The 12,104-nt window shown below is 69.7% G+C and carries 9 protein-coding genes and 1 pseudogene; 4 read left to right on the forward strand and 6 right to left on the reverse strand.

From position 1 onward, the window contains the following. Positions 1 to 42: 42 nt before the first annotated feature. Positions 43 to 1,812, reverse strand: coding sequence for a lysine--tRNA ligase (gene lysS, locus ACWGO0_RS33050; RefSeq protein WP_453543512.1), 1,770 nt, complete (start codon positions 1,810 to 1,812; stop codon positions 43 to 45). Positions 1,813 to 1,946: 134 nt separating this feature from the next. On the opposite strand from lysS, the gene argS reads away from it, so the two are divergent. Beyond that, positions 1,947 to 3,719 carry an arginine--tRNA ligase gene (gene argS / locus ACWGO0_RS33055; RefSeq protein WP_453543568.1) on the forward strand — a complete coding sequence of 591 codons (1,773 nt, stop codon included), beginning with the start codon at positions 1,947 to 1,949 and terminating at the stop codon, positions 3,717 to 3,719. A gap of 78 nt (positions 3,720 to 3,797) precedes the next feature. Here argS and ACWGO0_RS33060 read toward each other — a convergent pair whose 3' ends face one another. The 4 genes from ACWGO0_RS33060 to ACWGO0_RS33075 form a co-directional block, all read right to left on the reverse strand. Then, positions 3,798 to 4,232, reverse strand: a complete 435-nt coding sequence (locus ACWGO0_RS33060) for a hypothetical protein (RefSeq protein ID WP_453543514.1) — start codon at positions 4,230 to 4,232, stop codon at positions 3,798 to 3,800. A 33-nt stretch (positions 4,233 to 4,265) separates the two neighbouring features. Continuing rightward, a complete protein-coding gene (locus ACWGO0_RS33065) occupies positions 4,266 to 5,450 on the reverse strand; it encodes a phospholipase D-like domain-containing protein (RefSeq protein ID WP_453543516.1) in 1,185 nt (394 codons plus the stop codon). A gap of 77 nt (positions 5,451 to 5,527) precedes the next feature. Continuing rightward, complete coding sequence (locus ACWGO0_RS33070) at positions 5,528 to 6,301, reverse strand: class II aldolase/adducin family protein (RefSeq protein ID WP_453543518.1); 774 nt, start codon at positions 6,299 to 6,301, stop codon at positions 5,528 to 5,530. Then, a complete protein-coding gene (locus ACWGO0_RS33075; protein ID WP_453543520.1) occupies positions 6,298 to 7,284 on the reverse strand; it encodes a C-terminal binding protein in 987 nt (328 codons plus the stop codon). Before ACWGO0_RS33075 ends, ACWGO0_RS33070 begins: the two co-directional genes overlap by 4 nt. Before the next feature lie 220 nt (positions 7,285 to 7,504). Here ACWGO0_RS33075 and ACWGO0_RS33080 point away from each other — a divergent pair, with 220 nt between their 5' ends. From ACWGO0_RS33080 to ACWGO0_RS33090, 3 genes are all read left to right on the forward strand, one after another. After that, on the forward strand, positions 7,505 to 8,413 hold the full coding sequence (locus tag ACWGO0_RS33080; protein WP_453543522.1) for an Lrp/AsnC family transcriptional regulator: 909 nt from the start codon (positions 7,505 to 7,507) through the stop codon (positions 8,411 to 8,413). Between the two features lie 123 nt (positions 8,414 to 8,536). Next, positions 8,537 to 10,225, forward strand: coding sequence for an amidohydrolase (locus ACWGO0_RS33085; protein WP_453543524.1), 1,689 nt, complete (start codon positions 8,537 to 8,539; stop codon positions 10,223 to 10,225). Between the two features lie 55 nt (positions 10,226 to 10,280). Next, entirely contained in the window at positions 10,281 to 11,636 is a 1,356-nt protein-coding gene (locus tag ACWGO0_RS33090) for an MFS transporter (protein WP_453543526.1), read from the forward strand. 15 nt (positions 11,637 to 11,651) lie between these two features. Here the strand turns inward: ACWGO0_RS33090 and ACWGO0_RS33095 are convergent. Then, positions 11,652 to 12,047 (reverse strand): annotated as a pseudogene (locus tag ACWGO0_RS33095) (ATP-binding protein); the annotation flags it as partial. Between the last annotated feature and the right edge of the window lie 57 nt (positions 12,048 to 12,104).

Raw genomic sequence — 12,104 nt, forward strand, 5'->3', positions numbered from 1 at the left:
GGCTGAGGAACAGCCCGGCCGGCGAACGAACAACCACGGCGCCTACGCGCCGAGCAGCACCCGCACCCGGTCCGCCCCCACCGCGAGCAGCAGCGTGGGCAGTCGCGGACCGGTGTCGCGGCTGACCAGCAGCCGGTACAGCAGGGCGAAGAACGACCGCTGGGCCACCTTCAGCTCCGGCGTCGGCTTGGCATCCGCGTCGAGTCCGGCCAGCACCTTCGGTACGCCGTAGACGAGCGTGGTCAGCCCGTCGAGCGACCAGTGCGAGTCCAGCCCTTCCAGGAGGAGCCGCAGCGACTCGCGTCCCTGCTCGTCGAGCGAGCCGAGGAGTTCCTTGTCCGGCTCGTCGCGGACGATGGTCCGTGCCTCGGCCGGGACCTGGCTGGTGATCCAGTTCTCGGCGCGGTCGAGACGGGGACGCGCCTCGTCGAGCGTGGTCAGCGGGTTCTCCGGGTCCAGCTCGCTGAGGATGCGCAGTGTCTGGTCCTCGGCCCCGGCCGTGATGTCGGCGACCGAGGCGAGCGTGCGGTACGGCAGCGGGCGCGGCGTACGGGGCAGTTCCCCGGCGGCCGTACCGATCGCCCTGGCGTACGCCGCTGCGTCGGCCGGCAGCACGGAGCCGTCGGCGACCTTGCGGGCCAGCGAGTCCCACTCGTCGTACAGCCGCTGGATCTCCTGGTCGAAGGCGATCTTGAAGGACTGGTTGGGCTTGCGGCGCGCGTACAGCCAGCGCAGCAGCGGCGCCTCCATGATCTTCAGCGCGTCGGCGGGCGTGGGTACGCCGCCCTTGCTGGAGGACATCTTCGCCATGCCGGAGATGCCGACGAACGCGTACATCGGTCCGATCGGCTGCACGCCGTCGAAGATCTCGCGGACGATCTGGCCGCCGACGACGAACGAGGAGCCGGGCGAGGAGTGGTCCACGCCGCTCGGCTCGAAGATCACGCCTTCGAACGCCCAGCGCATCGGCCAGTCGACCTTCCAGACCAGCTTGCCGCGGTTGAACTCGCTGAGCCGGATGGTCTCGGCGAAGCCGCAGGCGGAGCAGGTGTAGTTCAGCTCGGTGCTGTCGTCGTCGTACGAGGTGACGACGGTGAGGTCCTTCTCGCAGTTGCCGCAGTAGGGCTTGTACGGGAAGTAGCCGGCGGTGTTGCCGCTGCCGTCGTCCTCGTCCGCGGCGCCGGAGCCCTCGGCGGCCTCGAGCTCGGCCTCGTCGACCTTCTTCTGCTGCTGAGGCTTCTTGCCGCCCTTAACACCGCCCGCCGCGCCCGGGTCCTTCTTCGTCCGGTAGCGGTCCAGAACCCCGTCGATGTCGCCGCGGTGCTTCATGGCGTGCAGGATCTGCTCGCGGTAGGTGCCCGCCAGGTACTGCTCCGTCTGGCTGATCGCGTCGTACTCGACACCGAGCTCGTCGAGCGCCTCGGTCATGGCGGCCTTGAAGTGCTCCGCCCAGTTCGCGTACACCGATCCGGCCGGGGCGGGCACCGAGGTCAGCGGCTTGCCGATGTGCTCGGCCCAGGTCTCGTCCACGCCCGGGACCCCGGCCGGCACCTTGCGGTAGCGGTCGTAGTCGTCCCAGGAGATCAGGTGCCGGACGGTGAGGCCCCGGCGGCGGATCTCGTCGGCGACCAGGTGCGGGGTCATGACCTCGCGGAGGTTGCCCAGGTGGATGGGGCCCGACGGGGACAGTCCGGAGGCGACGACGACCGGTTTGCCAGGCGCACGACGCTCCGATTCGGCGATGACATCGTCCGCGAAGCGGGAGACCCAGTCGGTCTCGGTGCTGGTCTGACTCTCGGCCACGGTCGGCACGTCCTTCTCTCGTGTAGATCCCGTCAGGGGGCACCGCCATTCTCCCAGCTACCCCCCGGAGCGCGAAAACGGCTTTACACAGCGTGGGATACTTGGGCGATCCCTTGTACCCCTACGGAAACGGCAGCCAGCTCATGGCCTCGGTCAATTCCCTCGCTTCCACGCTCCAGCAGCAGCTGGCGGACGCCCTGACGGCAGCACTGCCGGATGCCGGCACCGCGGACCCGCTGCTGCGCCGAAGCGACCGGGCCGACTTCCAGGCCAACGGCATCCTCGCGCTCGCCAAGAAGCTCAAGGGCAACCCGCGTGAGCTCGCCTCCCAGGTGACGGCCGCTCTTCCGGCGGGCGGCCTGATCAAGGACATCGAGGTCTCGGGCCCCGGCTTCCTCAACATCACGCTGACGGACAAGGCGATCATCGAGACGCTGGCCGCCCGCGCCGCGGACGGCGAGGGCCGCCTCGGCGTCCCGTACGCCGAGACCCCGGGCACGACGGTCATCGACTACGCCCAGCCGAACGTGGCGAAGGAGATGCACGTCGGTCACCTGCGGTCGGCGGTCATCGGTGACGCGATGGTGCAGATCCTGGAGTTCACCGGCGAGAACGTGGTCCGGCGCCACCACATCGGCGACTGGGGCACGCAGTTCGGCATGCTCATCCAGTATCTGATCGAGCACCCGCACGAGCTGGACCACCAGGGCGGCGCCGAGGACGGCGAAGCGGCCATGTCGTCGCTGAACCGTCTCTACAAGGCGTCGCGGGTGCTCTTCGACTCCGACGAGGAGTTCAAGGCCCGCTCCCGGGACCGGGTCGTCGCGCTCCAGGCCGGCGACGCGGAGACGCTCGCCATGTGGCAGCGCTTCGTCGACGAGTCGAAGATCTACTTCTACTCGGTCTTCGACAAGCTCGACATGGACATCCGCGACCCCGACGTCGTCGGCGAGTCCGGCTACAACGACATGCTTGAGGACACCTGCCGGATCCTGGAGGAGACGGGCGTCGCCGTCCGCTCCGAGGGTGCGCTGTGCGTGTTCTTCGACGACGTGAAGGGCCCCGACGGCAACAAGGTCCCGCTGATCGTCAAGAAGACGAACGGCGGCTACGGCTACGCGGCGACCGACCTCTCCGCGATCCGCGACCGGGTGCAGAACCTCAAGGCGAACAGCCTTGTGTACGTGGTGGACGTCCGGCAGTCCCTGCACTTCAAGATGGTCTTCGAGACGGCCCGCCGCGCGGGCTGGCTCAACGAGGACGTGAAGGCGCACCAGCTGGCGTTCGGCACGGTGCTCGGCAAGGACGGCAAGCCGTTCAAGACCCGTGAGGGTGTGACGGTCCGGCTGGTGGACCTGCTGGACGAGGCGATCGACCGGGCGACGGCCGTCGTGCGCGAGAAGGCCGAGAAGGTGGGCCTGAGCGAGCAGGAGATCGTCGAGAACGGCGAGTACGTCGGTATCGGCGCGGTGAAGTACGCCGACCTCTCCACGTCCGCCGTCCGGGACTACAAGTTCGACCTGGACCAGATGGTGTCGCTGAACGGCGACACGTCGGTGTACCTCCAGTACGCGTACGCGCGTATCCGCTCCATCCTGCGGAAGGCCGGCGACGCGAAGCCGGTCGCGCACCCGGAGCTGGAGCTCGCCCCGGCCGAGCGGGCGCTGGGCCTGCACCTGGACCAGTTCGGCGAGGTCCTGTCGGAGGTGGCCGCCGGTTACGAGCCGCACAAGCTGGCCGCGTACCTCTACCAGCTGGCTTCGCTCTACACGACGTTCTACGACCAGTGCCACGTGCTGAGCGAGGACAACCCGGCCGAGGTGGTCGAGAACCGGCTCTTCCTCTGCGACGTGACCGCCCGCACCCTGCACCAGGGCATGGCACTGCTCGGCATCCGGACGCCCGAGCGTCTCTGAGCGCTCACGCTGTTCCAAAGCTGAGGCCCCGCACGATACGTGCGGGGCCTTCGCCATGCAGCCATGTACGGACGGCTACTACTGCGGCTGCCCCAGCCCCCAGCCGGACACATCTGCCAGCCGTCCGCGCCACAGCGGCATCGATACGGAGTTCACGGCGCCGACCACCAGCGTCGCGTTCCGCAGGTGAATCCACCGCGGCAGCTGGGATTCGTCCTCGTCCCGGAGTGCCCGGAGTTCCTTGATCCCTTGGTCCACCGTCTCGGGAAACTCGGCGATCAGGTTCGCCGCGTCGCCCGCCACCCGGCGCAGGCTCTTCGCCCAGTCCGCCTTCCACGCCTCGTGGCCGATGATCTCTCCGTACAGCACCCCGCTGGGGACGTTGAGCGTGATCGGCAGGCTCGCCCGCAGCTCACGGTCGAGCAGTTGGATCAGCAGTTGGAGCTGGAGGTCGGGGACCGGTTCGGTGATCACCGATGCCGAGTCCTGCGATGTCCCGGCGAGCTCGCTCATGGATATCCCTTCAACACGAGAGCATTGTCTACGTCACAGGTACCGGCGTATCGGCACGACCGCGATCTCACGCGCCCGCTGCACCCACGACCTGCGCTTCCACCGGCCCGGCCGGATCAGCTCGCTCCGCTGCAGGTCGTCGTCGAAATGACCGTCCAGCGTGGCGGTGAGTTCCGGATCCAGCACGGCCAGCATGACTTCTTCGTCGTGGTCGAGCGAGCGCCTGTTGAAGTTGGTCGAGCCGATCAGCGAGGCGACGTTGTCGACCGTCATCACCTTGGCGTGCATCATCGTCGGCTGGTACTGGAAGATCTTCACCCCGCAGGCGGTGAGTTCCTCGTAGTGGTTCTGCCCGGCGAGCTGGCAGACCCGCTTGTCGGTGTGCGGCCCCGGCAGCAGGATCTCCACCGTGACTCCGCGCCGCGCGGCCGCGCAGAGCAGTTCGATGAAGTACGTATCGGGTGCGAAGTAGGCGGTGCAGATCCGCACGCGCTCCTCGGCGGACTCCAGCATGACCCGGAACAGGGTCTGCATGTCCTGCCACCCGAAACTGGCCGAACCCCGCACCACCTGGACCACCGCGTCACCTTGCCGCGGATGGTCGACGAACCGGTCGTGCTCGTCGAAGAGCTCCTCGTGGCACTCGGCCCAGTTCTGGGCGAACGCGGCGGCCAGACCGTCCACGGCGGGACCGCGCAGCCGTACATGCGTATCTCGCCACTCGTTCTCGTCACGGGCATCGCCGCACCACTCCTCGGCGATCCCGACGCCGCCCGTGAAGGCCGTCGTCTCGTCGACGACGAGCACCTTCCGGTGGCAGCGGTGGTTCTGCTTGAACGGCGACAGGTACAGCGGTTTGCGGAACCACGCCACCTCCACCCCGGCCTCGCTCATCATGTCGAGCTGGCCCTGCTCTATGAGCCGGCTGCCGAACCCGTCCAGCAGCAGCCGCACCCGCACACCGGCGCGCGCACGGTCGGAGAGCGCCTCGGCGAAGTCGTTGGCTATGTCTCCGCGCCAGTACACGAACGTCATCATGTCCACGGTGTGCTCGGCGCCACGGATGGCGCCCAGCATCGCGGCGAAGATCGCATCGCCGTTACGGAACGGGACCAGCGCGTTGCCTTCGGACGCCCCGATGCCGATCAGCCGCTCCAGCCGCCGTCTCAAGCGCTGCGCACGCATCTCGAACACTGTGTCTTCGGTACTGCTGGACATGATCCACCTGTTCCGCACGAGAGGGCACGGCACAAGCCGCCGAGGGTCGCCGACTCTACATACCGTGTGCGGCGGGATCAGTCCCGGTAGTCCGGCGCCACCCGGTCCAGCAGGCGCAGCATGGCCGCCCACGCCAGTTCGTACGCCCCGTCGTCCTGGAAGTCCGCGTCGGCGTCGCCCGCGAGCTGGCGGGCGGTGTATTCGCAGGTCTCGGGAGAGGGCACCGTCAACGGAACGCCGCCGGCCTGCGCGGTGACCTGGATCTCGCAGGCCCTCTCCAGGTAGTACATGCGCAGGAACGCCTGGGCCGCGCTCTCACCCACGGTCAGCAGTCCGTGATTGCGCAGGATCAGCGCCGGGTGGGTGCCGATGTCGTCGACCAGGCGCTTCTGCTCATCGAGGTTGAGGGCGACGCCCTCGTAGTCGTGATAGCCGACGCGGTTGTAGAACTCCATCGACATCTGGTTGAGCGGCAGCAGCCCGTCGCGCTGCGCGGCCACGGCGCAGCCCGCCTTGGTGTGGGTGTGCAGGACGCAGTGGGCGTCCTCGCGCGCGGCGTGGATCGCGCTGTGGATCACGAAGCCCGCGGGGTTGACCGGGTACGGGGTGGGCTCGACCGGGTTCCCCGACAGGTCGATCTTGACCAGGTTGGAGGCGGTGATCTCCTCGAAGAGCAGGCCGTAGGGGTTGATGAGGAAGTGGTGGTCGGGCCCCGGCAGCCGCATCGAGATGTGCGTGAAGATCAGGTCGGTCATCCGGAAGTGCGCCACGAGCCGGTAGACGGCGGCGAGTTCACGGCGCAGCCGAACCTCTTCTTCGACCGATGCGTCGGTGGTCGGCAGTCCGGTCACGAGGAGGCTCCTTCGAGTTCGAGGGTCGGGTCGACCACGGGGGTCAGGGGTCGCCCGGTGCGGTACCAGGCGATGACGTTCTCGGCGGGTGCGCACACGTACGCCCGGAGCGAGGTGTCGGAGAGGTACGCACTGTGCGGGGAGAGCTGGATGCGCGGGTGGCTGCGCAACGGGTCGTCGAGCGCCGGGGGCTCGACCGGGAACACATCCAGGGCCGCACCCCTGAGCCGTCCGCCGTCCAGGGCGGCCAACAGGGCTGCGGCATCGACGAGTTCACCGCGGGCGACGTTCACGAGGTAGCTGCCCGGCCGCATCCGGCCGAGCAGTTCCGCGTCGACCATGCCGCGCGTCTGCTCGGTCAGCGGCGTGTGCAGCGAGAGTACGTCGGAGGCGGCGACCAGCTCGTCGAGACCGAGCCGCTCGACCCCGGGCGGCCACCCCGCCTCGTCGGCGTGCGGATCATAAGCGACCACGCGTCCGAAGACCGGGGCCGCGACCCGGGCCAGAACCCGCGCGATACGCCCGAATCCCAGCAGCCCGAGCGTCAGCTCACCGGCCCTGCGCGGGACTTCGGCGAACTCGGGGCTCCATCCGCCACCACGGACGGTGGCGTCGGCCTGGGGCAGCGCGCGCACCAGGCTGAGCGCACTTGCGAGCGCGTGCACGGCGACGTCCTCGGTCGCGGCATGGGGAAGGTTGCTCACCCACAGCCCACGCCGACGCGCCTCCGCCGTGTCGATCATGTCGAACCCGGCGGACATGGTGGCCAGCATCCGCAGCCCGGGGAGCCGGCCGAGGAGTGCGGCGTCCACCTGCGCGTAGCCGACGATCAGCGCGACGGCGTCGCGCGCCGCGTCCGCGATCGCCTCCGGATCACGGCTGCCGACGACCCGCGTGTCGAATCCCGCGTCGGCCAGCAGCCGCACACCGGGACCGATGTCGAGTTCCTCTGGGTCCGTGAACACCACCAGGGGCCGGCTCATCCCATCCTCCTCAAGACTCTCAAGCTCCTCAAAGCGCAACGCAATGATGATTCGTTCGCAACGATCGCCCAGAACTTACGTTTCATCCGGCAAACTTGTCCAGGGATGGTGATGCGATCGCCAGCATCGCACGCCCCGGTGGTCGAGAATGGGCCCCGTCCGGGCGCACCCGCCCCAGGCAACCGAACCAACCCGACCCGACCCGAGGGGAAGCACCCAGGTGGATCTGGACCACACCGATCTGGCCGTCGTCCGCGAACTGCAGACGGACGGCCGACTGACGTACGAGACGCTGGCGCAGCGCGTCGGACTCTCCCGCCCCGCCACCCGCGCCCGCGTGCAGCGCCTGCTCGCGGGCGGCGGCGTACGCGTGGTGGCCGTCGTGCATCCCGCGGTACGGGGCCTGACGGCCTCGGCCCACCTGTCGGTCGGCGTACGCGGCCCGGCCGAGCCGGTGGCCCGCACCATCGCCGCCATGCCACAGGCGCCGTTCGTCACGCTCACCGCGGGCGGCCACGCGATCATGACCGAGCTGCGCACCAAGGGACTGGCCGAGCTGGACCGGGCCATCGAAGCCATCCGCTCGCTGCCGGGTGTCGACGTGGTGGACCCGCTGATCTCCCTGGAGCACCTCAAGGACCCGTACCTGCCGGCGGACCGGCCCGAGGTGACCGAACTCGACGAGACGGACAGGCTGATACTGGACGAGCTGGAGCGCGACGGCCGGACGCCTTTCGCCGAGCTGGCCGAACGCGTGGGCCTCTCGCCCGGCGCCGCCCGCGCGCGCACGCTGCGCCTCCTGGACGGCGGCGTCGCCAAGGTGCTCGCCCTGGTGCGCCCCGAGCTGCTGGGGCTCGGCTTCCTCTGCGGATTCGCCGTACGCCTGGACGGCGAGCGGGACGCCGTCGCACGGAAGATCGCCGCCTGGGACCGGGTCGCCTTCCTCTCCGCCTGCATGGGGCGGGCGGAACTCGTCGGGACGATCAGCGCGGAATCCCTCCCCGCGGTGCGCACCACCCTGGAGGAGATGCGGGCCTGCGCAGGGGTACGAGCCGTGGAGAGCTGGGTCCACCTGGAGCTGGTCAAGGAGCGCTACGACCTGACGGAGACCACGACAGACGATACGTAAGCCAAACCCCACATCACATTCCGAAAAATTTGTGGACCGAGGGTCTAGGCAAGGCATCGTCCGCTGCATATCGTCCATGCGAACGAATCAACCGTCGCGATCCGCTCCGCGTACGGCCCCTTCATGGACGTCCCCAGGTCGAAAGCAGGCCCCCTCATGCACCACCCGCTCGACGACGCCGACCGCACACTCCTGGTGACCGGCGCAGCCGTCGCCGCCCCCGGCACCACCGAACGCGCCGAGGCACTGGCCGTCCGCGCCGGCCGTGTCGTCCACGTCGGCACCGCCGAAGACGCCCGCGCCGCACTCGGCGGCCGGGCCGACGAGGTCCTCGAACTCGACGGCGGCCTCGTCCACCCCGGATTCGTCGACGCCCACTGCCACCCCGTGATGTACGGACAGGCGCTCGCCTGGGTCGACTGCCGCCCCGAACGCGTACCGGACATCGAGACGCTCGTCGCCGTCCTCACCGACGCCGCCCGCGAACTGCCCGCCGGGGTCCCCGTGCGCGGCTTCGGCTACGAACACCGCCGCCTCGCCGAGCGCCGCCACCCCACCTGTCACGACCTCGACCGCGTCGCCACCGACCGCGAGGTGTACGTGATGAACGCCTCCGGCCACGGCGGCGTCGTCAACTCCCACACCCTGCGCACCTGCGGCGTCACCGCAGGCACCCCCGACCCCGAGGGCGGCAGCATCGGCCGCTCCCCCTCCGGCGAGCCCGACGGCCAGCTCTGGGACGCCGCCTGCGACCTGCTCACAGGCCCCGGCGGAGTGAAGATCGGCAACCACGGCCCGAACTTCCACCTCACCGAGCCCGAAGCGATCATGGCCGACCACCTCCAGCGCGCCCAGGAGGTCTTCCTCGCCGCCGGAGTCACCACCGTCGGCGACGCCCAGGCATCCCGCCGCGAGATGGAGACGTACCTGCGTGCCCGCGCCGACGGCACCCTGCGCATGCGCGTCTCCGCCTACCTCACCTCCGCGCTCCTGGACACCGCGCTCGACCTGGGCGTCGTGAACGGCTTCGGCGACGACCTGTTCCGCGTCCAGGGCGTCAAGTTCTACGCCGACGGCACGCTCGGCGGCTGGACCGCGTACTTCCCCGAGGGGTACGCAGCCGACTGCTGCCACCACGGGCAGCTCTACCACTCGGCCGAGGAGTACGCGGAGATCGTCGGCCGCGCCCACCGCGCCGGGCTCCAGACCGCGACCCATGCCCAGTCCCCGTACGCCATCGGCATGGTCCTCGACGCCATCGAGAAGGCCCAGGCCGACCGCGAGCGCCCCGACATGCGCCACCGGATCGAGCACTCGGGTCTCCCCACCGACGAGCAGATCGCGCGCATGGGCCGCCTCGGCGTCATCCCGGTGATGCAGCCCCAGCACCACCTGCGTACGGGCGACGGCACCCTCACGGCGGTCGGCGACCTCGGCCACCGCTACAACCCGGCAGGCACCTGCCTGGCCGCCGGTGTCCCCGTCGTCTTCAGCTCGGACGCCCCCGTCGCCCCGCCCGCCCCGCTGGAAGCCGTCTCGGCCGCCGCGACCCGGCGTACCGTCCTCGGCACCCTCCTCGGCGACGCCTCGCTGCGGATGCCCGTCGCGGACGGCCTGCGCGCGCACACCGAATCGGCCGCCCGCGCCCTGCACCGCGAACACGCCGTGGGCGCGCTGGCCCCCGGCATGCTCGCCGACTTCGCCGTCCTGGACAGCGACCCGCTCGACGCCGACCCGGCCGAACTCGCCTCCATCGGCGTACGCGAAACCTGGATCGGCGGCACCCGCGCCTGGTCCGCCCCCGGCCGCTGACCGCTGACCCTCCGCTCGTCCGTCCCCCGCCGCCCCTCCCGTCCCCGGAGGCCCCATGTCCAAGCAGGCCACCAAGCAGGCCACCACCAAGAAGAGCCCGTACAGAGCCGCCTTCGCGGCCCTGGCCGGCACCTCCATCGAGTGGTACGACTTCTACGCGTTCGCCACCGCCGCGGCGATCGTCTTCAACGACGTGTTCTTCCCGCCGGACATGTCGCCGTACCTACGGACCCTGTCCGCCTTCGCCACCTTCGCCATCGGCTTCCTGCTGCGCCCGCTCGGCGGCATCATCTTCGGACACATGGGTGACCGTGTCGGCCGCAAGAAGACCCTCGTCATCACCCTGGTGATGATGGGCGTCGCCTCCTTCGCGATCGGCCTTCTTCCCACGTACGCCCAGGTCGGCGCCCTCGCCCCGATCCTGCTGATCGTGCTGCGCCTGATCCAGGGCATCGCGATCGGCGGGGAGTGGGGAGGCGCGGTACTGATCGCCGTGGAGAACGCCCCGCCCGGCAAGGCCGCCTTCTTCGGATCGTTCGCCCAGCTCGGCTCGTCCGTCGGCGCCCTGCTCTCCACCGGCGCCTTCAGCCTGATGAGCCTCTTCGGCGACGAGGCGTTCAACGCCTGGGGCTGGCGCGTGCCCTTCCTGGCCTCCGCCGTGCTGGTCATCATCGGCCTCGTCGTCCGGGTCAAGCTGGAGGAGTCCCCGGTCATGGAGGAGGTGCACAAGGAACAGCAGGCGAAGGGCGAGACCAAGCTGCCTGTCGTGGAGGTCTTCCAGAAGGCATGGCGCACGGTCCTCATCGGCGTCTTCGCCCTGGCCACCGCGACCGGCGGCTACTACGTCGTAACGAGCTTCCTGCTCTCGTACGGCACCGGAGACCTCCACCTGTCGGAGTCGATGCTGCTCAACGGCCTCACCCTGGCGGCGTTCCTGGAACTCCTCGTCACACCGTGGCTGTCCTGGCTCGCCGACAAGGTGGGAGCGCACAAGGTGGTGATCGCCGGCCTGGTGGGCGTCATCGTGCTCTCGATCCCGCAGTTCATGGTGCTGGGCACCGGCAGCGTCGTCCTCATCTGGCTGATGATGCTGGCCATGCGCCTGGTGATGTCGGCGCTGTACGGGCCCATCGCGTCGATCCTCGTGGAGGGCTTCGCCCCGCACGTCCGCTACACCGGCATCTCCCTCTCCTACCAGATCTGCAACATGATCTTCGGCGGCCTCGCCCCCCTCGCCGCAGTCTCCCTCGCGGCGGCAGCGGGCGGCCACTACTGGCCCCCGGCGGTCATGCTGATGGTCATCTCGGCAGTCGGCATCGTCTGCACGGCACGCCTGCGCGCACTCGGAACCCCGTCCGCCACCGACCTGACACCGACCCCGGCCCGACAGGCGGTCCCGACCGCCCCGTAACCCCGTCGGGCCCTGCCCGAACTCGCACCACACAACCTTGCCCGGCTCGCGCTCGCCCACCCCCCAACGGTCGGCGAGCGCAGCCACGAGCAGGAGCCCCCGCCCGGACTCCCCGTCCGGCTCCCGCACCTCCGGCTCACCGTCACCGCTGTCGTGGACCTCGATCCGCAGCGCCCGGCCCTCCTCCCGCAGCAACAACCGCACTTGATACCCGCGCCCCGGCGGAACCCCGTGCACGAGCGCGTTGGTCGCCAGCTCGCTCACACAGAGCAGTACGTCGTCCAGCCGCCCCGCCCCGAACCCCCAGTCGACGGCCGCCGCTCGTACGAACTCCCGCGCTGCCGGGACCGATCGGCGCTCCCGCCGGTAGAACCGCTCGCGCAGCAGCGAGAGTTGCATCGTCTCGTTCATGAGACGAGAGTCACACTCTGTGACTACCGTGGAGCAGTACGTGCACCCGTACAGATT

This window comes from Streptomyces sp. NPDC055749 (genome assembly GCF_053617235.1).

Coding starts and splice junctions, on each gene's coding strand:
- argS (WP_453543568.1), top strand. CDS start 1,947: ATGGCCTCGGTCAATTCCCTCGCTTCCACGCTCCAGCAGCAGCTGGCG.
- ACWGO0_RS33060 (WP_453543514.1), bottom strand. CDS start 4,232: ATGAGCGAGCTCGCCGGGACATCGCAGGACTCGGCATCGGTGATCACC.
- ACWGO0_RS33065 (WP_453543516.1), bottom strand. CDS start 5,450: ATGTCCAGCAGTACCGAAGACACAGTGTTCGAGATGCGTGCGCAGCGC.
- ACWGO0_RS33075 (WP_453543520.1), bottom strand. CDS start 7,284: ATGAGCCGGCCCCTGGTGGTGTTCACGGACCCAGAGGAACTCGACATC.
- ACWGO0_RS33085 (WP_453543524.1), top strand. CDS start 8,537: ATGGACGTCCCCAGGTCGAAAGCAGGCCCCCTCATGCACCACCCGCTC.
- ACWGO0_RS33090 (WP_453543526.1), top strand. CDS start 10,281: ATGTCCAAGCAGGCCACCAAGCAGGCCACCACCAAGAAGAGCCCGTAC.